The sequence below is a fragment of the Vibrio sp. nBUS_14 genome (genome assembly GCF_051201655.1).
Classification (GTDB): Bacteria; Pseudomonadota; Gammaproteobacteria; order Enterobacterales; family Vibrionaceae; genus Vibrio.
This window is the reverse complement of record NZ_CP179206.1, coordinates 854,116-879,944: the sequence shown is the minus strand read 5'-3', so window position 1 is coordinate 879,944 and position 25,829 is coordinate 854,116. Positions and strand designations below refer to the sequence as shown.

The following is a 25,829-nucleotide window of genomic DNA, read 5'->3' as shown; positions in this document are numbered from 1 at the left end:
TTAAACCTGAATTAGTAGATTCAACGCCATAGTGAGATAACGTTGGTCTAATTGGGTACTTTGCAATGTTTCCACTGCCTGATTGAGCGCATGAGAGCCATTTTTCTGTGCCAATTCCTGAAGCCGCTGCTGAGTGGTATCAAACTGTTGACGGTACTTGTCCGGGCGAAGTAGCTCCGAATGTGTCAATTTTGGCTTGGCCAATGACACCAGGTACTGCTCAGAGGGGCGAAGCTCGTACAGTTTCTCTAAGTGAGTCGCGATGGCTTGACCGTCAGGCAACAGCTGAAAACGCTGTGGGAAGTCGCTTTCAACCTGCTCAAGTGAAACGTGAGTAAAGCCTTCAATACCGACGTTTAACGTACTAATACGGCTCATGAATCCGCCACATCTTTATGTAAACGAACCAGTAGAGCGAACGCTTGCTCGATGGTTGGTAGGGTCACTTCATCCCCTTCAATTTGTGCAGAGAAGACCAGTGTCTGTTCATCCAGTAAACCGGTCTTTATGACGAATGGCCAGCCTTGACCTGAATGGCAAAAACTCAACGCCTTTTTAATCGGCTCGTTTGATTGATGCCAATGCAGCGGTTTCGCCAGCATGAGAAACAGGCAGTCCTGATGCCTCTCAACGTGCAGAGTGCCGCTCTGTTCGAAACTCAGTTGAACACGTCCTGCTGACGAGAAGTCTACCGCTTCAAGTCCCATTCCTCGGCAAAAATCATCCACTGATGCATCAATCCAATTCATCGTCCCACATTTCCTCTTCTTCTAAATCAATCGCTTCATCAAGCGCTTTTTGCACAGCTTGTATTAGGTTTTGTCGCTGTTCTTCATCGTTAAATACATCAATTGGAATATGGCGAATAAGTTTGTGAAGTTCCCTAAAAAAGCCGATTTTTCTCTCCGTGGACGCCAACTCCATGGCGTTCACTAGGTTCCATATCTCGGCACTTCCCACCCAACGCTGCTCAACCAAAGCGATGACGTCTGACATTAAATCAGTAACTTGATAAGCCATAGTTTGCCTGCTGAGGTTTGAACATCTGGTAGAGGTTACTAACTTGGTCTTGAAGCGTATTCAACGTCTTAAGTTTTTGCATATCGGACATCAGAAGCTGAAGCTTAACGGAGTCAATATTGCTACCTTGAACGCTCAAATCTGCGCTCATACCCTGCAACATAAAGTCGACCGCCGTGGAGACCTCTTTTGCACCAAAACGCTCAACCACATCCTTGTATGCTGAGCCTAAACCTTGGTAGCTGTGTACCGTGTCGCGATAGAAGCCACGCAATTGATGCAAACTGCTAAAGCCTTGCTCTTGGCTGTATTCATCCGCGAAGCTTGAAACACGAATTTCAGTATCAATCCGAGCCCAAGAGTCCGGGTTCTGCTCAAAGCTCAGAATGGCTTGGTCTATCAGCGCCAATAAGTTCTTACTTTCGGGATTGGTTCCGAGGAACTTTTTCACCGCTTGTAGCGCGAGGTACTGATGGCTCTTCTCTTCAGAGAATCCGTTGAGGTACGCCTGTAACTGAGCAATCGTTGATAAGTTGCCGCTTGCCATTTTGGTAGCAAGGTCCTTGATCTTTTGGTTCTTCTCAAGATCAGGCACTTTTCTTAGGTAATCAGAAACCAGCTCATGGGCTTCATTCACGCGAATACTGCCGTCTTTCACTTTGCGTTTCGTGAGATCTTTTTCTGCTTTTTCTGAACCTAACGCCGTCAGCTCTTCCATTGCATCAAACAACGACTGAGTTGCATTGTGTACGCGGACAGTTTCACCTCGATAATTACCATTGACTGAGGCTCCCGTTCGGGAAGACTCAAGGTTACTTCGAATTGGCGCGTCAAATTTGTTGCCCGTTAAAATTTGGCTATTGATAGTGCTCATTGATTTGCACTCCTTCCTACAATATGAGCGAATTATAGGAATTGCATTTTTATTCGGCTGTCAAAATCAGACGTGTTTTTTTAGGGCGTTTTAAGTTTTCTAAAAACTCCCGACCAATAGTCACTATAAATACGGCGTCATCCTTTCTATTCTCCCAGCATCAGTTATTGCATGTTTTCTTAAATTGAACGACTTCTCATACATCACCGAAACTCAACAATCAGCCATCAAGCAAACGCGTTTGATCCAAATCCGCGGTCGTGTGACTCAGGTTACTGGCACCATCATCAAAGCCGTTGTGCCTGGTGTTCGTGTCGGCGAGCTTTGTGAGCTACGTAATCCAGATCAAACCTTGTCGCTGCTTGCGGAAGTGGTGGGTTTTGAGCAACACCATGCGTTGCTTACTCCACTTGGCAACATGTTTGGAATTTCATCCAATACCGAAGTGAGCCCGCTTGGAAAAATGCACGAAGTCGGTGTTGGCGATCACCTTTTAGGGAAAACTCTTGATGGTCTAGGCCGCCCATTCGATGGTTCTCAAAGCACTGAGCCGAGCGCTTGGTATCCGGTTTACCGCGATGCGCCACCACCAATGCAGCGAAAGCTGATTGAAAAACCGATTTCGATGGGCGTGCGTTCTATCGACGGATTGCTCACCTGTGGTGAAGGACAAAGGATGGGCATTTTTGCCGCAGCGGGCGGTGGTAAAAGTACCCTGCTTGCCAAGCTTATTCGCTCTGCCGATGTCGATGTAACCGTGCTTGCCCTGATCGGTGAAAGGGGTCGTGAAGTAAGAGAATTTATCGAGCACGACCTTGGGGAAGAAGGTATGGCAAAGTCAGTACTTGTTGTCGCAACCTCTGACAGGCCAGCAATGGAACGTGCCAAAGCGGCGTTCGTCGCGACCTCTATCGCCGAGTACTTTCGCGACCAAGGTAAACGAGTCCTGCTGCTGATGGATTCGGTGACGCGTTTTGCTCGAGCTCAGCGTGAAATCGGCTTGGCCGCTGGCGAGCCACCAACACGACGAGGCTATCCGCCTTCTGTTTTTGCCGCGCTACCAAAACTGATGGAACGTGCAGGTCAATCAGACAAAGGCTCCATCACCGCGCTTTATACCGTACTTGTGGAAGGTGACGATATGACTGAGCCAGTCGCCGATGAAACGCGTTCGATACTCGATGGCCACATCATTCTTTCTCGTAAACTGGCGGCGATGAACCACTACCCAGCCATTGATGTGCTTCGCTCAGCCAGTCGTGTAATGAACCAAATCGTCGATAAAACTCATCAAGCGTCCGCGGCTCACATGCGCGAAATGCTGGCCAAATATGAAGAAGTCGAACTGTTGATCAAAATTGGGGAATACCAACACGGTGCCGACAGTCGCGCGGATATGGCCATCGCACAGGGAGATGATATAGGAGCGTTCTTGCGCCAAGGTACGCACGAGCCAAGTGAGCTCGGTGAGAGCGTCACGCAGCGCGAGGACTTGCAGGCCTATGATCGAGCGACTGCTAGAGATAAAAAAAATTCGTGCAGACCGTGCCGATCGCGCAGTTCAGCAACAAGAATATCGAGTCAATAACGCACGTTCCTCACTCCGAAAGGCAGAACAGTCTATCGCTGATTATTGTCAATGGCGCAAAGAGGAAGAAGAGCGGCGCTTTGCAAAAGCCAAACAGAAAACCGTCGTTCTAAAAGAACTTGAAATATTGCGGCAAGAAATCGCACTGTTAAGAGAAAGAGAAGCCGATTTAAAACAACGAGCCGCAGAAGAAAAAAAAGCATTGAATCAAGAGAACCAGCGACTCAAAGAAAGAAAGCAAGAAGCTCTGACCGCCCATAAGACCAAAGAAAAATTCATTCAATTAAACGAACAAGAAATCGCTGAGCAAGCACGTCAAGTGCAATATCAAGAAGAGCTCGAACAAGAAGAGTTCCGCAGTGTTGTTGTTCCATAGAAGGTAAAGATGCGAGTCCAAAACGCTAACCTAAACACAACTGAACGTGCTCAACAGGTTCAACAGAGGCCGGTCAACCAAGTCTCAGAAGAGCTTGAATCTCGCTGTAATAATGCGCTCAAGCCAACGCAAACAGAGAGCGAACATGAGTCAGAGACTCCTCGCTTATTCGCTGCTGTATTGAACGCTGAGAAGCTCGGCAACATCAAACACAAAGGCAAAGTCAGCAGTGCTACTCCTGAAACGGGAAAAGAACAGCTAGAGGGTGACCAAGAACACCCTGAAAACTTGAAAGATCAACCTGCTAATGAGAAGTCAGACGCTGGTCTGCATCCAGAAAAGCCAAGTCACGATCTCTCAGAACGAGAGACCGTGCAGGTATTGGACAAGAGCCATAGCGAGACTTCAGAGCGTCCTGCGAAAGAGCCACATGCGGATACTGCTAGCCCCGTCAAACCACAGCCGTTGGCCTTTAACCCGACGGATAAAAAAAGCTCGAACAATAAGCAAGTCAGCACGGCACCATTAGATAATGGTTCGTCTCGTGATCCTAAAATACCGATGACCAGCTTGCCTAACGCTCTAAAAGATCAGGTATTGCCGATTCAGACTGACCAAGCCAATCTGCGTAAAAAAACCAATCTCCGGAACAAAACTGAGCCATCAACCGTGCAGAGTGTGCTGCAAGGCCAACTGCATAAGTTAGATGCGGCAGCTCATAAATTCGACCCTGCGGCAAAAGACGCTGCTGCTATTGTGGACTCGAAAACTGCATTGTCCGCGCTTGAAGAGAAAGCTAAACCGGCGAAACACATCGATCTGCGTCATCCAAGTTCAGAGTCGGACGCTAAGCTTCACCCGACGGCCAACCTAAGCCAAGCAACAGCGCAAGGCGACATCATCCTGAAAAACGTAGAGACACACGCGCCCCAGAGTAGAGCTCAAGACGTAAGCGAATTGATTAATAAGTTGGTCGACAAGATCTACGTGTCTCTTCCTTCAGCAAACGAGAAAGAAGTTCGCCTGCTTCTGAATGAAGGCCAATTAAAAGGTGGCGAGATCTCCATCAAGCAAGACAGTTCTGGCTATAGCGTGCTGATTAAGCAAGAGCACGCTCTTTCGCTGATAAACCAAACGGCTAAGCAAGAGTTGACCGAGCGTCTGCAACGTTTAGGCATCGACCAACCGATTCGGATCGCAGTCAGCGAACAGATGAACCAACAACAAGACCAACAACGCTCGCGACAACAACGCAGCATTTACGATGAATGGAAGCCTGAGGACGAATGATGATATTAGATTTCCCAAAGGTCGAGGCCTCAAGCATAGCGCTAAGTAATCAACTTTGCGCAAAACAGTGTCACTTTCAAGATAGTCAAAGCAATAGCTTATCGATCACGCTTGGCCAAAAGCCGGAGTTTTCTGGCTATCGTTTAACACTACTCATTGGTGGACAAACCATTCAAATCGATTTCAGCGGTGCGCAATTACAGCAATGGTTGCATGGCATTCTTGACTCGACGGCATTTGAATCACTGCCAAACTCTTTGCAATTGGCGTTGCTCAGTAGCCAAATTGAGCCCTACACCGACATGATTAAGCGCTTATTTGGACAACTTCCGGTATTGAGCAAGCTGCAAGTTCATGAGCAGCCCGCATCAGAAGAAAACGTGTTGATGCTCACCATCAATCGCGATGATGTCTCTCTTAGCCTGTGGGTCCATGAAGGTCGAGATGTGTTGATTGACACTCTGCCACAAGCACCCTCTTACCTGAGCCAAAACATCGCACTGCCCTTCTGGTTGAGCTTTGGCAAAACACGTTTGGCACTCAGTCAATTTGAGCAACTGGAACTAGGCGATGTGGTGTTTTTCGACGATTGCTACATCGCGCAACACCAAGTGCTGCTTCAGGTCTCCAATCACAACCTTTGGCGATGCCAACTCGACAATACGACACTCCATATCCAAGAAAAAGAAGCCAATATGAACGATATCAACAGCTCTGAAGCACTGACCGACCACCAGCAATTGCCAATTGAACTGACTTTCGATGTTGGTCAGCAAACCATTACTTTAGAACAGCTTAACGCGCTGCAACCGGGTTTTACCTTTGAGCTTAACCAGCCAATTTCTAACCCAGTCACCATGCGAGCAAACGGCAAAATCATTGGTGAATGCGAACTAGTGAACATTAATGAACGCTTGGGTGTCCGCGTTCTCGAACTGTTTGGCGGCAGTAAGGAGCCTGCATGATCCAGTTACCTGATGAACTGAACCTCATCGTTACACTCGCCCTTCTTGCTTTGATTCCTTTCATTGCAATGATGGCGACCTCCTTCGTTAAACTGGCCGTGGTTTTCTCTCTGCTAAGAAACGCATTAGGTGTACAACAGATTCCACCCAATATGGCCTTGTACGGATTGGCGATCATTCTGTCGATCTTCATCATGGCGCCAGTGGGGTTTGAAACCTATGACTACGTGACCCAGCACGAAATCTCACTTGAAGATTCGGAGAGTATCGAAGGTTTAATCGAGAGTGGATTGCAGCCGTACCGTGAGTTCTTGAAAAAGCACATCCGTGAAACTGAATCGGTCTTTTTTACCGATGCAGCAAGAACCTTGTGGCCACAAAAGTACGTCGACCGTTTGGAGTCAGACAGCTTATTGTTGTTGCTCCCCGCCTTTACCGTGAGTGAGCTAACGAGAGCGTTTGAGATTGGCTTCCTGTTGTACCTGCCATTCATCGCTATCGATCTGATCGTATCCAACATTTTGCTGGCCATGGGCATGATGATGGTCTCGCCAATGACCATCTCACTGCCATTCAAACTACTACTCTTTGTGTTGCTAGACGGTTGGACAAAGTTGACCCATGGCCTAGTGCTCAGTTACGGATAATGAGGAGAGAAGCATGAATCCGGCTGAAATCATCCACTTTACCACTCAGGCTCTAACGCTTGTTCTGTTCTTGTCGCTGCCGCCTATTTTGGTTGCGGCACTTGTCGGTACCTTGGTCTCTCTCGTTCAAGCGCTAACACAAGTACAAGAACAGACGTTAGGCTTTGTCGTCAAACTGATCGCCGTCATCATAACCCTATTTGTTACGACACAATGGCTGGGCTCCGAGCTGCATTCATTCGCTACCTTGACCTTGGATAAAATCCCGCAAATACGATGAGTTACGATGATTTGCACCAAGCCCTGTTCCTATACAGCTTGACGCTCCCTAGGTTAATGGCTTGCTTTATATTTTTGCCGATCTTAAACAAACAAACACTAGGTGGCACCTTGGTAAGAAATGGTGTTTTGTGTTCGCTTGCGCTGTTTATCTTCCCAATGATCAACCAGCAAGACCTGCCCGCCGAAACGGACGGGATTTGGTTGATGGTCATCTTAGGAAAAGAGGTACTATTAGGTATGCTAATTGGCTTTGTTGCAGCAATCCCTTTTTGGGCTATTGAGGCTGCAGGGTTTCTGGTGGATAACCAACGTGGTGCTGCGATGGCAAGTATGTTTAACCCCACTCTCGGCTCTCAGTCAACGCCAACAGCTGTGTTATTGACTCAAACCCTGATCACCTTGTTCTTCTCCGGTGGTGGCTTTGTCGCTTTTATCTATGCGCTGTTTAACAGCTATTCGTCGTGGCCTGTGATTAGTTTTTTCCCAACCGTCACTGAAGAGTGGGTGCACTTTTTCTACGCACAGTTCGAGCAACTTATGTGGCTTGGCGTTTTGATGTCTGCGCCTTTGGTTTTAGCCATGTTCCTTGCCGAGTTTGGACTCGCGCTGATTAGCCGATTCGCTCCACAGCTGAACGTTTTCTCTTTAGCCATGCCGATCAAAAGTGCCATTGCCAGCGTGCTATTGATTGTTTATTTGGCATTGATGATGGACCACTTTCAAGCCCTTTTCTCTGAAATCGTACTGTTCAGAGAACAGCTCAATACCATTTGGTAATAACAGACAGGAAGAGCAATGAGCGGAGAAAAAACAGAACTCCCCACCCCGAAAAAACTTCGGGATGCCCGGCAAAAAGGGCAAGTCGCTAAAAGTCAGGAAGTCGTCTCATCGGCGTTAATCCTAGCCCTAATTGCCGTCTTATTTGCCTTTGCTGACTACTATATGTCGCACATCTCTGCCCTACTTTTGTTGCCGAGTGAGTTGGCTTATCAAGGGTTTCAGGATGCGTTGCTTGACGTAGCCGTCGCCATCGCCAAAGAAATGGTTTACTTGCTGGCACCGATCCTGATCGTGGCGGCATTGATCGCCATCATGTCGAACATGGGGCAATTCGGCTTGCTGTTTAGTGGTGAATCCGTCAAACCAGACATCAAAAAAATCAACCCTGTCGAAGGGGCGAAACGAATTTTCTCGCTAAAGAGCATCATTGAGTTTATTAAATCGATTCTTAAAGTGTCGCTCCTTTCCTGCATTATTTGGGTCACGCTGCGGGGCAACTTAAACACGCTACTGCAAATCCCGACATGCGGATTAGAGTGTGTACCGACCATCACCGGCGTATTGGTGAAACAACTCATGATCATCTCTTCCGTCGGCTTTATTGTGATTGCAGCTGCCGATTACGCATACCAAAAATTCGACCACACCAAGCAACTGAAGATGACTAAAGACGAGGTCAAACGCGAATATAAAGAGATGGAAGGCAGCCCGGAAATCAAGAGTAAGCGTCGTCAGTTGCACCAAGAGCTGCAAGCTTCGAACCAAAGAGATAACGTTAAACGTTCGAATGTGTTGGTCACGAACCCAACCCACATCGCGATTGGTTTGTACTACAAAAAGGGCGAAACACCGCTGCCTGTGATAACCCTTAAAGAAACCGATGCGATGGCAAAACGTATGATCGCGATAGCCCACGAAGAAGGCATCCCTGTGATGCAAAAAGTACCACTCGCACGTGCTCTTTATGCCGATGGTCAGTTAAACCAGTACATTCCAGGCGATCTTATTGAAGCCACCGCTGAGATCCTGCGTTGGGTTGCGTCTCTTGAGCAGTCTGAGGAATCGCGAGTATAACTCTCTCACAATCATGTGCGTCATACTCAGAGAGCACACAGTACAAAAAAGAACTGTGCTCTAACAAAGTAGAATGGAATCGATAGATCTAAGCGGTTCAGAAAACGATTAGGCATCTTCTGAAGAGTTAAGATTTCTAAGCTGTCGTTCAATGAAATCGGTACACATTTTGACATTGAGCGGAGGCGTTTTTGCGTAATTATGAACAGCATAAATAGGAATCTTGGGAAGCGTATACCCAGGGAAAATGTTCTCTAATTCTCCTTTGCATCTGAGGCTTTCGAACATAAATTCAGGAATTAATGCCATACCAGCTCCCGCTTTGACCATAGAGATAACCGAATGGACCGAATCATTAAAGCGATTCGCTTCCAGCGACACTTCTATTCGCTCACCACTGGACGAGTGTTCTAAAGTATATCGAATAGATTTCCCCTCCCAGATATTCGCCACATAATCGCAGGCGAGTAACTGAGACGGCTCCTTAATAAGTTTCGCGATGCTGAGATCATGATTCTGAATATATGAAGGGCTTGCACAAAGCACTTTCTTCAAACTACCTATCCTTCTTTGTCTGTACTCACTTGATGGTAGCTCACCGACATGAATCGCGAGATCAGCCGCCGTTTCAAATAAGTCCACGCTGCCGTCATTGGCTAGAATCGTAGGAACCAATTCAGAGTAGATACTGACTAAATGCCCCACTGCCTGTGATATCACTGGCTCGATCAACGCGTGGGGTGAACTAATCTTAACCACTCCTTTTGGCTCAACTTGGCTGATCCTTGCAATATCCCATGCCTCATCAACAAGCTCGCTAATCTTTTTACACCGCTCAAAAAACTCTATTCCCATAGGCGTGAGTAATTGTTGGCGAGTGGAGCGTTTAAGTAACAAAACACCTAACGCCTCCTCCAAAGCTCTCAAATGTTGGCTAACAACGGATTTGCCCACCCCTAATTCGCGTGCAGCCGCAGTAATAGATCCCGTCTCCACAACTCTCGTGAAGATGATCATATGACGCATATACTTGTTCATAGTTTATAAAAATTAAACATTCCGTACCAAATCACCCATCTTTTTAACCCTAATAAAATCATTAATAATGTCCTAAAGCAACCACAGAGGACGGAATAGTGAACAAAACAAGAATAAGCTCAATTGCACAATACTTCTCACGAGAGGTAGCAGATGAACAATACAATCCAACGTTATGGACCAATAGATTACCCACGGATGATTTGTTACCGAAACACATAGAATTTACCAGCCAGCAAAGTGAGCGTTATCGAACAAACCTGGAAACAGGACTTACCGAGATGACATATGGAGAAGGCGAGTTTTCTGGAAAAATAGATATCTACAAGCCAAAGGGGCTTGCCAAAGATGCACCTATGGTTATCTACATACATGGCGGCTGGTGGCAATGGTTTTCAAAGGAACAATTTGGGTTTATCGCGCAACCTTTCAATCAAAATGGTTTTGCGGTTTACATGCCAAGTTACCGAATGGCTCAACATTGGACAAACGGTGCGCCAATGGAGTCCATCCTTAAACAGGTGCAGCTTGCCGTTAAAGAAATCTTATCGCTCGCAGTGGAGAATAATTCTCCCGCAGTCTACCTAGTAGGCCACTCGGCTGGCGGCCAACTTGTATCCATGCTCCATAAAACAGATTGGGAACAATTTGGAGTAGAAGCAGAAGGCAAAGATAAACTCAAAGATGTTTTTTCAATCGCTGGCCTTTTTGATATTCGACCACTTGTGAACAGCTTCGTGAACGATAACATTCAGATGACCAATGAATCATCGGAGAGGGTGAGTCCACTGCTTAATGATTTTCCTTCAGAAGAGGAACTGGCGCCGTTGCACTTGATTGTCCCAGAACTGGACACGCCTGAGTTCTTCCGACAAACAAAGGAATACCACGCCAAAGTGCTTGATGCTAAACAAGAGTGCCGCATTTACCTCGCTCGAAAAAGAGACCACCTTGATATAATCGAAAACCTCATTAACGACAACGATGATGTACTCAACTATATGCTTGAGAATATGAAAAACTAAAGGTCGCTAATTTGCTCAGTTTCCAATAAAGGCCGACAGGCTTATAAAAAAGAGCGACGAAAGTCGCTCTTTTTATTTTTGGGATACTTACTTAATACCGTGCAAGTTGTTTTCAGCAGTCATGGCAAGAGGCGTAAATGAATCGTTTCTCAGCTCAGCAATCGCATACAGCATACGTCCCATACGACCGTTACCATCCGTGAAGCCATGGTAGCCAATCACGCCAGCAAACAACTGCTTACCAAGATCTTTATCTGCCACTGGGTTTTCTTTCAAAAAGCCCTCTATGTGCTGTTTTAGCATGCCTTCACCACCAATGCTTGATGGAAGTGCGCCACCAGCCGTCGCTGGGCCTCGGTAATCTCTTTCAATATTCGGCACCGCTCGCGCATGAAGCTCTTTTAAGTTATCCATGTTCAGCAAGTCTTTATCATTGGCCGCGTATTCTTTAAGAAGCGCAGTGATATTATCAGCATCGTTTCCTTTCGAAGTCGATGCGTTAATGATCCAAGCCGCAGCACGTTCAAGGTTGTTCGTCGTGCCCGTTTTATTAAACTTATCTTCCGCTAGCGAATCCGCATAGACACCCGAACTCAAGTCTTTGTTTGCCAAACCTTCAATATGTGCTTGTGCCGCTTTTAAGTTCTTAACCTCGGTTTCAAATACAACTTCCAAGCCCATCGCGGTATTTGGGTTGTTCTTCACGCCCATCGCACCACCACCAAAAGCTTTAACAACTTTGCCAGCTAATGCTTTTGTTGCACCCTCACCAATTTGTGACTTCAAGTCCTGTCCTGATTTCGTATCCAATAGCGCTTCTGACATCGCGCGCTCAGCCAATTGGTTAAGTTCACCACTGTCTGACTTAATCGCCAGAGCATCAAGTCGGCTAAAGGCATTTAACACATCGGCTGGCGTTTTAAGGCTGGCATCTTTAAACAGCATTTGACCGTGCTCAACAGAAGAACTGGTTTGCAAGCGCTGAGCTTGTCCAAGCTCGTTATCGAATACCGATTTCGTCATCGCTTTCGCTACTGAATCTGTGTTGCCTTCTCTAAATAGCTTACCCGTTGCTTCAAAGAATCGAGCGACTGCACTATTACTTGGGTTTGAACGAACAAACTGCTGAGTATCTGCATCGATCTTATATTCCTTGCCACCAACATTGAGTTTGCCTTCACTTAGAATCTCATTTCGCGCTTGCGGAAGTGCCGCTTGAAGTGCGCTTACGTTTCCAAAACTGATCATTATTTATACCCTTAATGTGGCAAATTGTGCCGCATCTATTGTCTGTGTTTGTTTCTGTTCTTGCTCCTGTGGGCTTGCTGACAGCTTTAACCAATCAACAAATTGAGCAATCGACGTTTCAAAATATGTCTCGGTTAACATCGTTTGATGAATATGAATAAAACCGATGTAGCCAGCATCTTCATCCCAACAGACGTAGGGCTCATCTTTTGTTAATGCTGCCTTCATGTGTTTAAAATAAACATCGGGATGTGGTTTATCACCGGAGATTAAGCCAATAAGCGTTAGCTTCTCTTCATTTGAGCGAAGTGTAATCGCCACTTCGTTATCAATAATTAAGCGGCAACAGCCTTCTTCATCAAATTCCAGCGTTTCTATTTGGCAACGCTTTGCAAAGTCGTTTAGAAGGGTCGATATAAATCCGTTGACCATCTGATTTACATTCCTATTTTTGTATTTATTAGTATTTACATCTCCGCGGTTTAGATAAGCGCAGAGTGTTGGCTGATGGGGTTATTATGCTGAATACAAATGGGTGGATATGCTAGATATGGTCGGCTTTTTTTCATTTTAAGCCGTTTATGATAAGACACATGATGAGAAAAAAAGCTCAGTATGGTGTGCTGAGCTTTACTGTTTCAGTCTCAAGCAAACTAAAACTGTGAGAGACCTCGAGTTCAATAAACTTACTTAAGTAGTTGAGCATTTGGCTAAACAAAGCCACCAGAATACATTGGTTTAAAGGCTTCTGTTGCCACTTTATCCGCATTCGCTGTATTGGCGCTTGGTACACTGGACTCTCGGCTCAGTACGACAACCTTGGTTTGCTCTTCCATGGTCGAGGGATTTTTCTTGATATGATCAATCAAGTCAGCAAGCTCTACCTCTCCTTTTTGGATCGCTTTGACCACTTAGGCCCACTTTCTCCATCTCTGGCGTCGTTATGCGTATGGTCACATGAGGTTTGCGGCTCCCCGTAGCTACTTCTGCATCGTAAATTCGCTTTTTCATCACCGTATTGGCTGAACGCGGGTAACCTTTCTCCAGGTGTAAGGTATAGCTTTGTTCCACAGTAAAAGACGTCCCTGCAGGAACCAAGATTTCTCTCTCACCTTCCGCATTACTGATGGGTTCAATATTCACCCCAAGGTCTGGCGCCGGGTTAATGACCAAAAGCGCACCTTTCGCCATATAACTTTGTGCCAAGTCTAGAGCACGCGTTGTACTCATAAAGCCAGGAAACTGAAAGCCGGTTCCCTTCTCTAATGCCGCATCGGCAACACTGGTGTGACAGCCGTGCCAGACTTTACCGGAGTATCGTTCAAACATTGGAGAGTCTATCGCAGCCTGTAACATATCCACGTTCTGGCGATACTCCTTCTTCGCCTGCGCTCGCTCAGCAGAACTTGTGTATTGATTACGTTTTAGGAACGATTGAAGACGCATCTCCATTTCACTCTCGTTCTTTGGTGGAGCAAAATCGCCGTAGCCTGGGTTGATAATATTTGCGCCATTCCCTGTATAGAATCGAGTCGTCGCCAACAGCATCGCGTTAATCAGCGTCGCTTGGTTATTTGTATCATCACCAATGGCTTCTAATACCGCTTGTTGGCGTTCAGCTGGTGTGGCTTTGCTACTCGCGACATCCTGTAAAAAGCCCAACGCATCTTGGTGATCGGGGTTGTTTTTTAGCATCAACTGAGCATCAGCATGTTCGACTTATCTACCGTGCGAAAGGTTTCCCACACGTCATTACGCTCACCGTAACGGAAAACATTACTTAGCGATCCTTCCTGTGAAGACTCTGCCAACAAAGACGCAGCATTACTGAGAAGCTGTTGGTATTGCGCAGGAGACTTACCCTCCAACCAGTTGCCTAATGCTTCCGCTTTAACACCATCGATAAAGGGTTGCCCTGACGGTTTTCGCTCAGGCAATTCCGGCATGGTTCGCTGCTCGGTATTGTATAACTTCAAGTCATTCATATTTTGCGGAGCGTAGTAAATTTTCTCTGAAGCTAGGCCAAAGGTATCGTCTGCTTCTTGATCACTCTGCGCGGCCTGCGCCAGAACATCAAGATACTCACTCCCTGCATATTGTGATGGGTAGCCTTTCCCCTGAGTCACAGATTGATCGAACTCTTCAACACTCATTTTCACCGGTTCAATCGCGGGTAGATGAACCTCTTATCCATTTAGTGTGATTGTCTTGGCATCCATACCGGGTAAGTCGATGTCTTGGGTTATCAGCCCCTCGTAAGCACCAAGCCAATTGCCCGTCTCACATGCTTGCCGCGCTTAGTGTCTGCTGTGAGGACAGCAAAGCCGCGGTGCTTGCCGCGCCGTCTGTTCGAATCGTTGTTTGCATCGTTCACCCCGCAGTGGATTCAGTGATCGCATCAAACAAGGCACTGCGTAAACTGAGTGCATTTTGCTAAAAGACATTGAGATCGCTATTCACCACAGACTCATCCGGCAATGCAAAATTGAGTACAACAGTGGCGTTGTCAGCGGCTAACGAGAACGACGCAATGCCGACAACATCGGGATGAGAATTCAGCGCCAGCAGTTTGGAAGGTGATATTCCCCCCTCAGGCTGCTTGGCTGGTGACAAAGGGAACATGACCACCATGCGGTTTTCATAATTGAAAATCGTGGCGTAATGCATACCATCTTCGCCAACTAAGTTGCATTGACCATTCAAAAGCTGCCATTGCCCGCCAGATAAGTCGGATAGCCAGTTGTTTATGATTTCTTCTTTGTTCATTGCGAGGGCTCCTTTTCGTATTGAGTAATCAAAACGATGAGCGTAAGGGCATTCGCCATATATCACTTTTGTTCAGAAGTTTTTAGGGCGCCTTTTATCGGCTAGCGCTCACGGCTTTCAGTTGAATGCTAGTGAGAGGAAATTGATGCTGAATCTAGAAATAGCCAGCGACTTAAAATAAAAAAGCCCAGCATGGCTGGACTTCCGGAGAGCAAAAATAAACGCGTTAGGGCTGTATCTGCTGGCGTTCGCTCAATTGCTTGGTAATAGCTTGCTTGAGCGCTTGCAGCTGACCATCGATACTCGCATCGATAATACCGACCTCGGTCTCCAGTATGCAGCCGCCGTTTTTTAAACGCGCATCGGCAATGACTTCAACGTACCCCACTTCCGGGAAGTCACTGAGTATGGAAGAAACCTTCTCCCGCACTTCAGTAACCTGCTCTGGATGCACATGCAGAATCACTTGCTTTTGGTTACTGACGAGCTGGAGCGCCTCTCTCACGACACTTGCTGTGGTATCCACATCATCAAAGCTGTTGATGATCTTTCTGACGGCATCGAGCACAACGCCTGTCATTTTTTGCTCGACCTGCAAATAATACTCGTTGCATCGAGCAAGTGTTGCCAGCATGGTTTCGGCGTTCTCGATCTTCGCTTGATCGATGCTATCCTGATAACCTCGCTGCCTTTCTAGCTCATAGGCTTCGTCCGCTTTCGCAATGATACTTTCTGCTTTTGAATGCGCCGCCTCAACCAAATGCTGCGAATCTAAGTAACTCACATAGTCTTTTGCTTTGAGCACTTTTAAGCCCGGCGCCAATTGCAAGTTGTCGGTTTTTATTTCAACAAATGAAACCATTTAGGAATTACCTGTTTTGCGATTTTCTTGATAAGTCGGTAAGCAAGATCGCGATGCGCGTCATCCAGCCAATCTGCACTGTGATCCGTCAGCGTCAGTTGACGATCGAGCTTAAATTGCCATCGTTGCACTAGCTCTGATGGTGACTTTGCCAGTAAGAACGTGACCCATAAATAACCCAGCTCTCGGGCTGTCTTTTCAAAGCTTTTTCCATCGAGGCTGGTTGGCAGTGGCTTTTGCCAACCGCTGGGCCAGTTGGAAATCATCATCGGTCCTTGTTGGATCAAAAAACGTGTTTCATCTACTCCAAAGACCTGATTAAGACATTGTTTAGGTTGCTTTAGCACCACTTGGCGCATCGCTTGGCAATGCATGATTCCGCCAATCATCAACAGCAGCCGATTTGTTGCCTCTACAGGCAGCAAAGCCAAACTGTTGTATGGATGATTAAAAGCATGATCCGTAATTGGCGATAACGCCCAGTCTTCAATATACCACTGATTGATGGCCGCTTGGTTTCTCCAGCCTTGGAGTTTTAACAACCAAGACTGTTTTTCCGTTATCCAACTTTCGTCAATATAGCTGCAAGGGCAATAGTTAAACTGATGCTGAATTTGGGAAACTGGCGTTTCGGAATTAACCACGTTTCACGTTCCTGCGGCACCAAGCAAACGTTGCTGCGTTAGAGCCAATGATCAGCAGTACCAAGAAAACAAGGATAGCAATCAGATGGCTTGCCGTGTCTTTGGTCACTTGAATCGACAGAATGCTTTCGAATTGATTATCTTGAGGTATCACGCGTACTTCCGAAGATGGCACCATAACCACACTAATACGGTCGTAGTTCAGCCCTTCAATGCTGTTATTCACTAATAGTTTTATTTGTGGGATATAAGAATCCAACGCGACATCGGCGGCATGCTTGATAAAAACAGATGCCGATGCCGGCGTTGGGCGCTCACCAGGACGAAGGTTTTGGTCTTCAAGTACAACGTGGACGCGAGCGACAAGCACGCCGTCAATTTGTGATAATGTGGACGACAACTCTTGCGATTTCGCGTAAATAAGTCTCGCTCGCTCGGCAAGCGGAGAAGAAATCAGATCGTCTTTGGGGAAGACTTCTTTCAGTGTCGAGAACTGCTCTCTTGGATAACCTTTGCGCTTAAGCGCGTCAACCGCGAACGCTATTTGTGCCTTATCCACCATCAACTTGACGGTGTTGTCTTTATCTGGTTCTTTGGTGGCGACGACGCCTTCAGAAAGTAAGATTGACAACATTTCGTTGCCTTCTTTCTGGCTCACGCCAGTGTAAAGTTCGGTCTGACACCCCATCAAAAATAGAACCAGTAACATGCTTACTGCACGCATTGTTTTTTTTGTGGTGACTGACCTCATTGCAACTACTACCTTTGTCATGACTATTGCTTTCATCATGGCTTTTACTTTCTTCATCGCTACTGTGCCTTCAACAGTGTTTCTACGTTTTGCGTCGTTTTACCTACCGTCTTGGCGATCAGCTCCTCTTGAAAGGTAATTCGAGTCAACGCCCATTGCATTTGCAAAAGCTGAGCAGGATCGTCGCCCACCATTTTCATGCTGTCGGCTAAACTGCTTTTTGCGTTATCGATGGTATTTTTCAGTTCGCTAATGTTTTCTAACAAACCACCTTCTAAGCCATTGTTTCCTTCCGGGGCCGACATCGCTTGCTCGAAACGTTCACTAAGCCCGTCCTGAGCTTGTGCATCTTGCACTTGCTCTAGATTCGTCTGTATGACTTCGGTGTACTGCGTATTGATCATCTGCGTTCCTATGAAAGATTTAGTTTGTGGCTGTAAGTCAGCATGTTTTTGACCATCGAGTTGATTTGTATAACAAAACTCAACTCTTCCCGTACTATGTCTAACAATGACTGTTGATCAGAAGTCTCTTTCAATTCGGCCCAGCTATGCCAAAGTGCTTGTTCCTTTTGCGCACTCAAAGAGAAATGCTCAGACAGCAACATTTTTAGCTCCTCACGGTCTTTTGGAGGATCTGCTAGTAAACGTCCAGAAAAACTGCCCAGTAATTCTTGTTCGAGTGAAGCCAGTAATTCTGGTGACGCTTTATCGGTGCCTTTTGCGCTTCTTTCCTGGTTAAGTGCATACCACAACGCTTCTTTCTGCTCGCTTGAAGAAGTAAGCACTCCGTCAAGTGAGCGGTTAAGTGCCGTTGAGCTGAAGTTTCCGGAACTCTTGAGCACCTCATACCACTCTTTAATTGCCGTCACTTTGGCCTCAGATTGAGAGACTATGTCCGTAGTTTTTTGCACTGGCGATGCACTTTTGTTTGATGAACTACTGTCAGATGCACTTTCACTCATCAAACGGCTCATCTTGTGTGCCTCGTGCGGAGCAACTCTGGCTGGCTGCTGAACCAGACTTAGCACATAGTTGAGCGAGTTGTTTTCAACCTTCATTAAAGGTTCCTGATATCCTGAGAGAAGCTCGCAGTAAACGCTTGGCTTTCTTCACTGCCTTTTGAAGCGATCGCCAGCCAAGATTCAGCTTTGCTCGCTAACCCTGCTTTACCAGCAGCTAGAGCCGCTAAGCAGACTAAGTCAGTAGAGTCTACGCAAACTGGTTCAAGCAAGCGATGAGCCTCTTCGTAGCGACCGCGGTTCATCAAACTCATAGAGCGAATCATTGCAACGACCTCTTCGGTATCCCTTTGGGATTCGAGGCAAGATGCAATCGTCTCTGCCTCTTCGTGGCGATGTATACCGGTTGCCATCAAAGCCGTTTCGGCCAACAGCAAACGCATGTCTTTTTCCATAACTTACACCTTCTGTAGAATCGACTGCATCACATCCTTAATTGCGCGAGTTGTGGTCGCATTGATGTTATAAATCACTGACCATTTGTTGATAGTATGCTGCAATTCAGCCAGCTTTGATGGGTCATCAGCGTTGGATTCTAAGTTTTTGATCGCTACGTTCACGGCCTCATTCGCCGCCTTTGCTTGTTCTTCTAGTTTCGCTTTAACATCATCGAGATAAACACTGTTACTCGCATCGTAAAATGACATAGGTATTGCCTCTTGTTTATTTATTGCATTCGACAGTTTCAATCACAGCTAAGGCCGCTTGATAGGCTTCATGCTGTTTGAGTAGCAACTGATATTCATGGGGTGTACAGCCTAAATCAAGCTGGCGCTTAACCGCAGATTGCGCTTGCTTGAACTTGAGAATAATGGCCTCTTTCTGTTCCTGCCCCGAGTCGCTTTGTAGCAGTTGTTCAAGATTTGTCATTGGTATTTCCACCTTCATACCCTAAATTGATCGTGATCACTCGCCCGCCTTTCACCAGCTCAATTCCTGCTGGGGTGACGCTAGAAATGCGATATCCTTGAGGGGTTCGAGCCCCTACCATATAACGAACATTGTCCGTAAGGATCACATAAGGGACTTGACCGAAATTCACGCTTCGAAACGGAAAATCGATGTTGGTTCCCTTGCTTACTTTCGGAATGGACTTCAAAACCAAGTAAGGTTTCTCGCCATACTGCTCACGGAAATCCCTCGTAACCCCATAGAATCGAGTGGTCTCGATATCGTCCAACTCACCCCGTACTTCGATACGATCATCACTTGTCGCTAGCTGAACTTTCTTTAGTAACTCTGCTTTTTCAAGCAATGTTTTGAGCGTATCCATATAGGCTCCCGCTCTTTGCAATTCGACCTTCCAAGCGACTAGTCCCGGGACATCACGTTCTAATATCTGCTCGACTTGGCTCCAACGGCTCGCGTCATCAATGTACCCCGTTAGGAGCAGCGTGCCAGTCTCTTCACCATTCTCAATTTTAACTTGGTGATAACCGAGGTTACGTAAGATAAAGCGTACACCGCGACGAATCTCTTCCATGGTTCGCAGGTCACTTTTGTAGTTGAGCCCAAGCGCGTCAATTCTTCCCAATAGCTGCAGTTTTGCGGTTCTATCCTCGACGTATCCTTCCAGTACCGCCTGCCTTACTGTTGCATTCCATTCAACCCGCACATCATCGAGTTTCAATTCGCTGAGAATATTGCGAACTAAAACGATGGGCTCTGCTGCCGTGATGGTATCGCTGTCGCTGGCTCGGATTTGGCTATACCAAACACCGGCAAATATCACGCTTGGGATCAAGCTACACATCAAGCCGAGCAAAAACGTTCTCTTCCAACCTGATGACGCTTTATGGCTGACCGATACTGACTGTTTATCTGTGGCTTCCGTCGCGATATCACTCACCAAGTCGTCTTCAAGGTGTCCTACCGCAAACGTTAAGCGACCAACCGAAACCAAAGCGTTGCGTGATAATTCCAACCCATCAGCGTCAACCGTAACGCTTTCGTTATTGATCGAAACGTCTTCACAGTCACGCAGTAAAACGCTATCGCCATTGCATACCAATACAAGGTGACTCCCCTTGATGTCTGAATCGGTTAACACAAGATCGGCGGTAAAGTCATCGCTCCCCAAAACCAATGAGTCATTGGGTAATGTCACCTCTACTCCGGCATGAACACCTGAGAGAATACGAATTTTCCATTGCTGCATTGAGGCTAATGCTCCTCTAATGGTCGAAGGCAATGATTATCTGAGCCATCACACTCTTTGATTTGCACTCGCCATCCTTTTTGTCCCGAAGGCAGATCGCATTGCGATAGCACAGAAGACTTACCCTGTGACAACAGGTCTTGCTGATGACGCTCCGCTTGTACTTGAGATGAACAACTGTAGAGCGCGAGTGCCGATTTCAGACCTGCACTGTTATTTGAAATATTGTTCAAGGCACCGAGCTTAGGCCTTAAGTCATACTCATTACCGATAAGCACGTTGTCACCAATGCCATCGACAACAATTCTCGGCTCAATAATGAACATGCGCACCGTTCTTCTGGTGGTATCAGTGGTACTTCGAAACAAGGCACCAAGGTATGGAATGTCCCCCAACAAAGGGACTTTCCGCAGCTGATGACTCACTTCATCACGGTATACACCACCGATTAACAGGCTTTGCCCTTGCTTGACCGTCGCCAGCGTACTGATCTCTGTCTTGCGAATAGATGGCACATCATCAACACCACCATCTGGAATTTGAGCACCGTCTTCAAGATGCAAACTTAGGTTGATTTCGGGCCTTTCAACAAATCGGTCTCCGACAATACGTGGAACGATGCGCAGTAAAGTACCGTAGGTCACCTCTTCAAGGGCTGCCGTTTCTCTACCGACCAACTTAACGTAGAAAGTGCTGCTGTTGTTCAAGACTGCCTCCACGTTTTCCTGAGTTAGCAAAGTAGGTCGAGACACAACTTGAGCACTACCTTGAGATTCCAATAAGCGAACTTGAGCCAACAGATAATTTAAGTTGGTCGCATCAAGCAATGATTTGAAAGTCTGACCGCTGCCTAGCGTTACATCGCCACCATCAACATCACCCGTGGTTTTTATGTCAAGAATGCTGTTGTTGCCTACGTCAAGACCCGCTCGCCAATCCACACCCAATTGACTCAAATCGTTCGCACTGATATCAACAATCGAGAGTGCAACTTCGATTCGTGACTGTGGCTGATCCAACTGAGCGACTAACTTGCGGTACAAGGGCAAGCGCGCTTGTGTATCACGAACTATAATGGCGTTTAATCCAGGCTCAGCCTCTACTGATGCTCCGCCATGCACAGAAACATTCTTCGTCGTGATTGCAGCCGTATTAATATCCGTTTCTTCACCCTCTCTAGTCGCCTTTATCTGAGTTTGAACACCCGACAAGACTCTGCTCAATACTGAAGCTATGCCCGGTACCGTGACCCCTTGATCGCGATAAGTGATTTCTCTATCTGTCGCCGAGGCATATTTCAAAGGAATAATTTCAACAAACAGCTCATCAGTAGAGTTAGACTTTTGAACCAACCGGCTTTCCAGCGCTTCGGCTGTTTGCACAACCAAATCAACGTATCTAGGTGGCCCCGCTAAGTAAACCAACCCTTTGTTCTCTGCCGCACGCCAACCATAGCGAGAATCCCAAATCCCTGTCGATATCAAAGTACTGCGCAGTTCACGGGCCGTCAGAAGTTCAAGCTGTAGCAGTCGTGAACGGGTTTCCGTCGCTTTGTACACATGCAACACCGCGCCATCGAAATACCACATCATGTTGTAGACCTGTGCTAGGTAGTCGAGAAACTCGGCTGGGTCTTCTGGAGTAAATCGGCCACTGACTCGATCATTGACCTTGTCACTGACCGACACAGAAACGCGATAGTTAGCGCCAAAGTTATTCAATAGTTCTTTTAAAGAGTCGTTGTCCGCATAGTAACGAAACGGCTGATCAGGCCAATCCAACTCTGATGCGTGTAAAGGCAATACCGCGAACACACTCAAAGTACATGCAACAGACCAAACTAGTCGGCTTAGTTGTCTTTTTAAAACGGAAAGCATTATGGAATCCAAATACTGTGGCTGACGGTATGATTGACGCGTTGATGCTCTAACACAGCACTTAACTGCTCGACCAAATTCACGTGCTGGGAGAGCTGAGTACACAATACTTCTGTGGTTGCGCTGTCCATTTTCATCTTTCCTTGCACAATCAACTGTTCGTTATCATTAACCGTCAGCGTGCTTCTCGTATCGCGTAGTGTCTTCAAAGAGAGCTGCATACAATGCTTGAGTGCCTGCTCTTTTTGGAAATCGAGGTGCTGTGCAAACTGAAAGGGGAGAACGGTTTCCCACAAGACCCATGATGAATGCTGCCGAATGTTAAGCAGCATCTGGTCGACTTCGATATCGTAGGAACCATTATTTGAGGTAATAAAATCCCCAACCCCCAGCGTTACCGCGAGAGATTTCATCATTTGATCTAACATATTTAGCTCTATTTAAATCTGACTGAGGTGGTTACACGCTTGACCGTATTGATTACTCTGAATATCAAAATAATAGTGATCCACATGACCCACGGTGTGCATGTCTTGAAACCACTGCCAAATCTTCGCAACCGCATTCAAATCGCTGTAAACATGGTCACAAGCATCCCAAACGTCTTTAAGCTCAGGTGCTTGAACTCGGGCTTCAGCACACCAGCCTTTCCATTCAGAGATAAACTTATCTGATGTTTTGCCGTGCTGAGATAGGCCCTTTAGTTTTTCCAGCGTTGGCTTCCACTCTTCTACCGTAGTTCGGTGGGATTCCAGGACCTGATTTTGTTGTTCATTAAGAACATCAAGCTGCTCATACAGCTCACTCTGCTGCCTCTGAATCAGCGATAACTGCTGATCTGCGAAAATTGCACTGTTCTCTTCCGCCGACAGTCTCAACCAATACTCTTTCTGAATACCCAGTTGATTGATAAGTTGTTCAAGTTTAATGGTGTCATGCAGTATCGTCTGATCTGTCTTTCGATTAACCCATTCATTAATGGCTAAATACATGGAAAGAATAAGCGTTTTGGGGAATGCCAAATTGAAACGGAACCCCAATCGACCATTAATATAATCCAGCCTTTGATCAAAAGAGCTCAACACATGACTATCACTCAATTGCCCACCCACTTCGAGAAAGAGGCGCATTGCGAATCGGTCTAGAGAGGTACCAAACCTTTGATAGATTTTGACCACTTGGCTAGCACATAGACAATCAACGACATTACGGTCAAGTAAACGTTGCAGCAAAGACAATTGCTCAGAACTCAAAACTCCTTCACTTAGAAGTTGTCGGTGATTGACATTAACAACATTAGACACTTGTGATGATTGAGTTAGCCCCTCATATCTTGTGCCTCTATGCAAGACAGTGACCTTCCTTTGCGCCACAATGTTATTAGGAAAAAGCGAACGGCGTCGCCAATGCAGCTTTTTCATCGGTGTTGTTCTCCGCATCTACTTCGAACAATCCAGAAGGAAGTAGAGGTATTAGTTTGATTCGTTGTTACGCTAATCATAATAGAGTTTGCGCCAGTTAATGCCTTTCAAAATTAGTCAGAAAATTTTAGTCGTCAGACATTTCACTTAGCAATAGGCACTTGTTCTTCCCCAGAACGTACACGGCTTGGTGTCGTTCCAAATCGACGTCGATAACTTTGCGTAAAGTAAGATTGGCTTGAAAAGCCCGCTTCCATTGCGACATCGACAATACTCATCTTGCTGGTGAGCAATAACTTATGAGCATGCAGCAAGCGACGCTCACTGATCCACGCTCTAGGAGATACGCCATAATGCTCATTGAAACCGACATTCCGCACCTCATTTAGGAATAAATTGCTTCATATAGCTTACCTAGCAATTGAAGCAATCTCCTCTGATGGTCTTGAATGCCGGTGATAAACCATTGTTCGCCGAACTCAAGTGTATCGACCCCTTCAAATTTTAAAAACACCCAGCGAGCAGTTGGCTTAGATGTGGTTTTGTTCTTAACCATGCTTGGAAAAAATTCTTCAGTAACAGCCAACTCTTCACGTATCTTATGCTCGAGTCCAGCATAAACCATTAGGCTTAAGGTCATTATCATGAGTAAAGCTTCGATGCGTTGTGGTTTTTTTAAGAAGATAGATGATGTTAAAAACTCAGGGCTTTTAAGGAAGCGAAAACCTCGCTCGACTTTCTGTTGTGACTTGTAGTGTTCCAGTAACGCAGCCATATCGAGATCGGTACTTTCAGTATCATTGGTCGCAAGAATGAACATACCAACTTTAAGCTTCGCGAGTTTTACTTTTTCTAAATCAGTGAACGGATTTGCTTCAATTTTGTAGTGGTATCCAGTTGGAACCTCATCTTTTTTAGGGCGCCCTCGGCCAGCAAACTCGGGCACTTGCCGTATCTCACTTTGCTCGAAACTCAACAGTTGGCATTGACTCTGAAATTCACTCATAGCCTTTTGTGCATCAGTCGCACAGGCAAATTGTTTCTTAGCTAATTGAGCTAGAGATTTAAGCTCTTTGGTCAGATTTTTATCCAAATTTTTATAAAAAGTGGCTTCTTCTCGCTTTGTCGCTTGCTCGCTGTTCACTAACAACCATCGCTGCTTCACGTTGCCATAATCAGATTCAATCCAGTGCCCCGAATAACCATTACCGATAGGCTCTAATTGCGCTGGCGATAATGCCAGTAGAGCTTGTTTGGCCATTTTAATGGTCATTGGGACGCGTGTAATGAACTTCTGCTTTTGTTCATCAAGTGAGCAAATACTGTCTGACGTGTATAAAGCTGCATCAGCAATAAAGTAACGACTATTTTGCGCGGCTTTAAGACAGTGAATATGGCGCTTAGTGACCTCTGCAAATGCTTTTGCATCGTTCGTGTTTCCACTGAGAGCCTGCATATAAACAGGGAGCCCTGCTTGATTTTCACAAATTAATTCAAGGACAACCTGATTCAATTCAGGTCGGTGATCTCGACTATAACCTTTGACGAGTTGAATAGAATTAATGTCATCCTCTGCTGATTGAGCATATTCACCATCAACATGGAAACTCGTTATATCAAGGTGGACAGACTCTGTCTTGAGGCCCAATTTTTCAACGGTATGCTCTGCAATAACTTGATATAAAATAGATACATCAGCTTCAAATAAAGCATCTAATGTGCGCCCAAGAACATCATCAGTTAAGTGGTGCGCTTCTATGTTTTTAGCAAGCAGCTTTGATATTGGCTTTGTCTCGAAAAAGTCAGAAAACATATGCAATGTTCGACTATGGAAGCCCAAACCGTTCAAAATCATGGCTAGAACGGCATCACCGTGTGAGACATTATGCTCTGAATACTTAGGAATTATGCGGTCGATAAGCCCGGGTAAATCAATCTCATGACAGAATGCAGCGATTAATCCAAGATGATCTAAGCGTTTTATGACAGGTTGAGGAGCAGACATCGCAAGTTACCGGCAAATAAAAGTAATAGATCAAAACGGGGGATCTGCGTCAAGTCTCAACTGCAATCATTATTGATAAATGATCGTGGGATCACACTAATTAAAATGTAAGCGCGT

General features: G+C 46.1%; 29 protein-coding genes and 3 pseudogenes. 9 read left to right on the top strand and 23 right to left on the bottom strand.

The window, feature by feature from the left end; genetic code table 11:
- The 4 genes from vscX to sctW are packed head-to-tail and all read right to left on the bottom strand — an operon-like array spanning position 1 to position 1,894.
- Positions 1 to 378 carry a type III secretion system protein VscX gene (gene vscX, locus ACMAZD_RS04035; RefSeq protein WP_435248658.1) on the bottom strand — a complete coding sequence of 126 codons (378 nt, stop codon included), beginning with the start codon at positions 376 to 378 and terminating at the stop codon, positions 1 to 3.
- Positions 375 to 749: a type III secretion chaperone SycN gene (gene sycN / locus ACMAZD_RS04030; protein ID WP_435248657.1), complete on the bottom strand. Its 375-nt coding sequence runs from the start codon at positions 747 to 749 to the stop codon at positions 375 to 377. Before sycN ends, vscX begins: the two co-directional genes overlap by 4 nt.
- Positions 736 to 1,020 (bottom strand): TyeA family type III secretion system gatekeeper subunit, encoded by a 285-nt coding sequence (locus ACMAZD_RS04025; RefSeq protein WP_435248656.1) that lies wholly within the window; start codon positions 1,018 to 1,020, stop codon positions 736 to 738. Before ACMAZD_RS04025 ends, sycN begins: the two co-directional genes overlap by 14 nt.
- Positions 1,001 to 1,894, bottom strand: a complete 894-nt coding sequence (gene sctW, locus ACMAZD_RS04020) for a type III secretion system gatekeeper subunit SctW (protein WP_435248655.1) — start codon at positions 1,892 to 1,894, stop codon at positions 1,001 to 1,003. Before sctW ends, ACMAZD_RS04025 begins: the two co-directional genes overlap by 20 nt.
- Positions 1,895 to 2,078: 184 nt before the next feature.
- On the opposite strand from sctW, the pseudogene sctN reads away from it, so the two are divergent.
- The 8 genes and pseudogenes from sctN to sctU all read left to right on the top strand — a co-directional run bounded on the left by sctN (position 2,079) and on the right by sctU (position 8,896).
- Positions 2,079 to 3,400, top strand: a pseudogene (gene sctN / locus ACMAZD_RS04015) (type III secretion system ATPase SctN).
- Positions 3,397 to 3,858, top strand: coding sequence for a type III secretion protein (locus ACMAZD_RS04010; protein ID WP_435248654.1), 462 nt, complete (start codon positions 3,397 to 3,399; stop codon positions 3,856 to 3,858). Before sctN ends, ACMAZD_RS04010 begins: the two are co-directional and overlap by 4 nt.
- Before the next feature lie 9 nt (positions 3,859 to 3,867).
- Positions 3,868 to 5,148, top strand: coding sequence for a type III secretion system needle length determinant (locus ACMAZD_RS04005; protein ID WP_435248653.1), 1,281 nt, complete (start codon positions 3,868 to 3,870; stop codon positions 5,146 to 5,148).
- Positions 5,148 to 6,113 carry a type III secretion system cytoplasmic ring protein SctQ gene (gene sctQ, locus ACMAZD_RS04000; protein WP_435249326.1) on the top strand — a complete coding sequence of 322 codons (966 nt, stop codon included), beginning with the start codon at positions 5,148 to 5,150 and terminating at the stop codon, positions 6,111 to 6,113. The genes ACMAZD_RS04005 and sctQ overlap by 1 nt, the downstream gene beginning before the upstream one ends.
- Entirely contained in the window at positions 6,110 to 6,760 is a 651-nt protein-coding gene (vscR, locus tag ACMAZD_RS03995; protein ID WP_005426130.1) for a SctR family type III secretion system export apparatus subunit VscR, read from the top strand. The genes sctQ and vscR overlap by 4 nt, the downstream gene beginning before the upstream one ends.
- Before the next feature lie 13 nt (positions 6,761 to 6,773).
- Positions 6,774 to 7,040: a type III secretion system export apparatus subunit SctS gene (sctS, locus tag ACMAZD_RS03990; RefSeq protein WP_017107464.1), complete on the top strand. Its 267-nt coding sequence runs from the start codon at positions 6,774 to 6,776 to the stop codon at positions 7,038 to 7,040.
- A complete protein-coding gene (gene sctT / locus ACMAZD_RS03985; protein ID WP_137408929.1) occupies positions 7,037 to 7,819 on the top strand; it encodes a type III secretion system export apparatus subunit SctT in 783 nt (260 codons plus the stop codon). The genes sctS and sctT overlap by 4 nt, the downstream gene beginning before the upstream one ends.
- An 18-nt stretch (positions 7,820 to 7,837) precedes the next feature.
- Complete coding sequence (gene sctU / locus ACMAZD_RS03980) at positions 7,838 to 8,896, top strand: type III secretion system export apparatus subunit SctU (RefSeq protein WP_435248652.1); 1,059 nt, start codon at positions 7,838 to 7,840, stop codon at positions 8,894 to 8,896.
- Between the two features lie 108 nt (positions 8,897 to 9,004).
- On the opposite strand, the gene ACMAZD_RS03975 is transcribed toward sctU, so the two are convergent.
- Positions 9,005 to 9,922, bottom strand: coding sequence for a LysR family transcriptional regulator (locus ACMAZD_RS03975; RefSeq protein ID WP_435248651.1), 918 nt, complete (start codon positions 9,920 to 9,922; stop codon positions 9,005 to 9,007).
- Positions 9,923 to 10,032: 110 nt separating this feature from the next.
- Here ACMAZD_RS03975 and ACMAZD_RS03970 point away from each other — a divergent pair, with 110 nt between their 5' ends.
- Positions 10,033 to 10,959 carry an alpha/beta hydrolase gene (locus ACMAZD_RS03970; protein ID WP_435248650.1) on the top strand — a complete coding sequence of 309 codons (927 nt, stop codon included), beginning with the start codon at positions 10,033 to 10,035 and terminating at the stop codon, positions 10,957 to 10,959.
- A gap of 87 nt (positions 10,960 to 11,046) precedes the next feature.
- Here ACMAZD_RS03970 and ACMAZD_RS03965 read toward each other — a convergent pair whose 3' ends face one another.
- The 18 genes and pseudogenes from ACMAZD_RS03965 to ACMAZD_RS03880 form a co-directional block, all read right to left on the bottom strand.
- Positions 11,047 to 12,207, bottom strand: a complete 1,161-nt coding sequence (locus tag ACMAZD_RS03965) for a VopS family T3SS effector adenosine monophosphate-protein transferase (RefSeq protein ID WP_435248649.1) — start codon at positions 12,205 to 12,207, stop codon at positions 11,047 to 11,049.
- Between the two features lie 3 nt (positions 12,208 to 12,210).
- Positions 12,211 to 12,639: a CesT family type III secretion system chaperone gene (locus ACMAZD_RS03960; protein ID WP_435248648.1), complete on the bottom strand. Its 429-nt coding sequence runs from the start codon at positions 12,637 to 12,639 to the stop codon at positions 12,211 to 12,213.
- A gap of 278 nt (positions 12,640 to 12,917) precedes the next feature.
- Positions 12,918 to 14,504, bottom strand: a pseudogene (locus ACMAZD_RS03955) (ADP-ribosyltransferase); the annotation flags it as partial.
- Positions 14,505 to 14,640: 136 nt separating this feature from the next.
- Complete coding sequence (locus ACMAZD_RS03950; RefSeq protein ID WP_435248647.1) at positions 14,641 to 14,973, bottom strand: hypothetical protein; 333 nt, start codon at positions 14,971 to 14,973, stop codon at positions 14,641 to 14,643.
- A gap of 226 nt (positions 14,974 to 15,199) precedes the next feature.
- Positions 15,200 to 15,835, bottom strand: coding sequence for an HrpE/YscL family type III secretion apparatus protein (locus ACMAZD_RS03945; protein ID WP_435248646.1), 636 nt, complete (start codon positions 15,833 to 15,835; stop codon positions 15,200 to 15,202).
- Entirely contained in the window at positions 15,814 to 16,479 is a 666-nt protein-coding gene (vscK, locus tag ACMAZD_RS03940; RefSeq protein ID WP_435248645.1) for a SctK family type III secretion system sorting platform protein VscK, read from the bottom strand. The genes ACMAZD_RS03945 and vscK overlap by 22 nt, the downstream gene beginning before the upstream one ends.
- Positions 16,472 to 17,203: a type III secretion system inner membrane ring lipoprotein SctJ gene (gene sctJ, locus ACMAZD_RS03935; RefSeq protein WP_435249325.1), complete on the bottom strand. Its 732-nt coding sequence runs from the start codon at positions 17,201 to 17,203 to the stop codon at positions 16,472 to 16,474. Before sctJ ends, vscK begins: the two co-directional genes overlap by 8 nt.
- An 86-nt stretch (positions 17,204 to 17,289) precedes the next feature.
- Positions 17,290 to 17,634 (bottom strand): type III secretion system inner rod subunit SctI, encoded by a 345-nt coding sequence (gene sctI / locus ACMAZD_RS03930; protein WP_435248644.1) that lies wholly within the window; start codon positions 17,632 to 17,634, stop codon positions 17,290 to 17,292.
- 8 nt (positions 17,635 to 17,642) lie between these two features.
- The gene (locus tag ACMAZD_RS03925) at positions 17,643 to 18,290 is read right to left on the bottom strand and encodes a YopR family T3SS polymerization control protein (RefSeq protein ID WP_435248643.1); all 648 of its coding nucleotides are present in this window, start codon (positions 18,288 to 18,290) and stop codon (positions 17,643 to 17,645) included.
- The gene (locus ACMAZD_RS03920; RefSeq protein WP_435248642.1) at positions 18,290 to 18,646 is read right to left on the bottom strand and encodes a YscG family type III secretion system chaperone; all 357 of its coding nucleotides are present in this window, start codon (positions 18,644 to 18,646) and stop codon (positions 18,290 to 18,292) included. Before ACMAZD_RS03920 ends, ACMAZD_RS03925 begins: the two co-directional genes overlap by 1 nt.
- 3 nt (positions 18,647 to 18,649) lie before the next feature.
- A complete protein-coding gene (sctF, locus tag ACMAZD_RS03915) occupies positions 18,650 to 18,898 on the bottom strand; it encodes a type III secretion system needle filament subunit SctF (protein WP_435248641.1) in 249 nt (82 codons plus the stop codon).
- Between the two features lie 16 nt (positions 18,899 to 18,914).
- The gene (locus ACMAZD_RS03910; protein WP_017107480.1) at positions 18,915 to 19,121 is read right to left on the bottom strand and encodes an EscE/YscE/SsaE family type III secretion system needle protein co-chaperone; all 207 of its coding nucleotides are present in this window, start codon (positions 19,119 to 19,121) and stop codon (positions 18,915 to 18,917) included.
- Positions 19,108 to 20,409 (bottom strand): type III secretion system inner membrane ring subunit SctD, encoded by a 1,302-nt coding sequence (gene sctD, locus ACMAZD_RS03905; protein WP_435248640.1) that lies wholly within the window; start codon positions 20,407 to 20,409, stop codon positions 19,108 to 19,110. Before sctD ends, ACMAZD_RS03910 begins: the two co-directional genes overlap by 14 nt.
- 5 nt (positions 20,410 to 20,414) lie before the next feature.
- Positions 20,415 to 22,286, bottom strand: a complete 1,872-nt coding sequence (gene sctC / locus ACMAZD_RS03900) for a type III secretion system outer membrane ring subunit SctC (protein ID WP_435248639.1) — start codon at positions 22,284 to 22,286, stop codon at positions 20,415 to 20,417.
- Positions 22,286 to 22,714 (bottom strand): YscB family type III secretion system chaperone, encoded by a 429-nt coding sequence (locus ACMAZD_RS03895; RefSeq protein WP_435248638.1) that lies wholly within the window; start codon positions 22,712 to 22,714, stop codon positions 22,286 to 22,288. Before ACMAZD_RS03895 ends, sctC begins: the two co-directional genes overlap by 1 nt.
- Before the next feature lie 12 nt (positions 22,715 to 22,726).
- The gene (locus ACMAZD_RS03890) at positions 22,727 to 23,707 is read right to left on the bottom strand and encodes a T3SS regulon anti-activator ExsD domain-containing protein (protein ID WP_435248637.1); all 981 of its coding nucleotides are present in this window, start codon (positions 23,705 to 23,707) and stop codon (positions 22,727 to 22,729) included.
- 143 nt (positions 23,708 to 23,850) lie between these two features.
- Positions 23,851 to 24,072 (bottom strand): annotated as a pseudogene (locus ACMAZD_RS03885) (helix-turn-helix transcriptional regulator); the annotation flags it as partial.
- 20 nt (positions 24,073 to 24,092) lie between these two features.
- A complete protein-coding gene (locus ACMAZD_RS03880; RefSeq protein ID WP_435247103.1) occupies positions 24,093 to 25,712 on the bottom strand; it encodes an IS1634 family transposase in 1,620 nt (539 codons plus the stop codon).
- Positions 25,713 to 25,829 lie beyond the last annotated feature (117 nt).

Excerpts from the sequence above, each read along its gene's own strand:
- ACMAZD_RS03925 (WP_435248643.1), bottom strand. The coding sequence starts at position 18,290 with ATGAAGGTTGAAAACAACTCGCTCAACTATGTGCTAAGTCTGGTTCAG.
- sctF (WP_435248641.1), bottom strand. The coding sequence starts at position 18,898 with ATGTCATTTTACGATGCGAGTAACAGTGTTTATCTCGATGATGTTAAA.
- ACMAZD_RS03945 (WP_435248646.1), bottom strand. The coding sequence starts at position 15,835 with ATGGTTTCATTTGTTGAAATAAAAACCGACAACTTGCAATTGGCGCCG.
- ACMAZD_RS04005 (WP_435248653.1), top strand. The coding sequence starts at position 3,868 with ATGCGAGTCCAAAACGCTAACCTAAACACAACTGAACGTGCTCAACAG.
- ACMAZD_RS03950 (WP_435248647.1), bottom strand. The coding sequence starts at position 14,973 with ATGAACAAAGAAGAAATCATAAACAACTGGCTATCCGACTTATCTGGC.
- ACMAZD_RS03890 (WP_435248637.1), bottom strand. The coding sequence starts at position 23,707 with ATGAAAAAGCTGCATTGGCGACGCCGTTCGCTTTTTCCTAATAACATT.
- sycN (WP_435248657.1), bottom strand. The coding sequence starts at position 749 with ATGAATTGGATTGATGCATCAGTGGATGATTTTTGCCGAGGAATGGGA.
- ACMAZD_RS03965 (WP_435248649.1), bottom strand. The coding sequence starts at position 12,207 with ATGATCAGTTTTGGAAACGTAAGCGCACTTCAAGCGGCACTTCCGCAA.
- sctS (WP_017107464.1), top strand. The coding sequence starts at position 6,774 with ATGAATCCGGCTGAAATCATCCACTTTACCACTCAGGCTCTAACGCTT.
- sctJ (WP_435249325.1), bottom strand. The coding sequence starts at position 17,203 with ATGCGTGCAGTAAGCATGTTACTGGTTCTATTTTTGATGGGGTGTCAG.
- vscR (WP_005426130.1), top strand. The coding sequence starts at position 6,110 with ATGATCCAGTTACCTGATGAACTGAACCTCATCGTTACACTCGCCCTT.
- sctT (WP_137408929.1), top strand. The coding sequence starts at position 7,037 with ATGAGTTACGATGATTTGCACCAAGCCCTGTTCCTATACAGCTTGACG.
- ACMAZD_RS04010 (WP_435248654.1), top strand. The coding sequence starts at position 3,397 with ATGATCGAGCGACTGCTAGAGATAAAAAAAATTCGTGCAGACCGTGCC.
- sctD (WP_435248640.1), bottom strand. The coding sequence starts at position 20,409 with ATGCAGCAATGGAAAATTCGTATTCTCTCAGGTGTTCATGCCGGAGTA.
- sctC (WP_435248639.1), bottom strand. The coding sequence starts at position 22,286 with ATGCTTTCCGTTTTAAAAAGACAACTAAGCCGACTAGTTTGGTCTGTT.
- sctU (WP_435248652.1), top strand. The coding sequence starts at position 7,838 with ATGAGCGGAGAAAAAACAGAACTCCCCACCCCGAAAAAACTTCGGGAT.
- ACMAZD_RS04025 (WP_435248656.1), bottom strand. The coding sequence starts at position 1,020 with ATGGCTTATCAAGTTACTGATTTAATGTCAGACGTCATCGCTTTGGTT.
- ACMAZD_RS03960 (WP_435248648.1), bottom strand. The coding sequence starts at position 12,639 with ATGGTCAACGGATTTATATCGACCCTTCTAAACGACTTTGCAAAGCGT.
- ACMAZD_RS03975 (WP_435248651.1), bottom strand. The coding sequence starts at position 9,922 with ATGCGTCATATGATCATCTTCACGAGAGTTGTGGAGACGGGATCTATT.
- ACMAZD_RS03895 (WP_435248638.1), bottom strand. The coding sequence starts at position 22,714 with ATGTTAGATCAAATGATGAAATCTCTCGCGGTAACGCTGGGGGTTGGG.
- sctQ (WP_435249326.1), top strand. The coding sequence starts at position 5,148 with ATGATATTAGATTTCCCAAAGGTCGAGGCCTCAAGCATAGCGCTAAGT.
- sctI (WP_435248644.1), bottom strand. The coding sequence starts at position 17,634 with ATGATCAATACGCAGTACACCGAAGTCATACAGACGAATCTAGAGCAA.
- vscX (WP_435248658.1), bottom strand. The coding sequence starts at position 378 with ATGAGCCGTATTAGTACGTTAAACGTCGGTATTGAAGGCTTTACTCAC.
- sctW (WP_435248655.1), bottom strand. The coding sequence starts at position 1,894 with ATGAGCACTATCAATAGCCAAATTTTAACGGGCAACAAATTTGACGCG.
- ACMAZD_RS03880 (WP_435247103.1), bottom strand. The coding sequence starts at position 25,712 with ATGTCTGCTCCTCAACCTGTCATAAAACGCTTAGATCATCTTGGATTA.
- ACMAZD_RS03910 (WP_017107480.1), bottom strand. The coding sequence starts at position 19,121 with ATGACAAATCTTGAACAACTGCTACAAAGCGACTCGGGGCAGGAACAG.
- ACMAZD_RS03920 (WP_435248642.1), bottom strand. The coding sequence starts at position 18,646 with ATGGAAAAAGACATGCGTTTGCTGTTGGCCGAAACGGCTTTGATGGCA.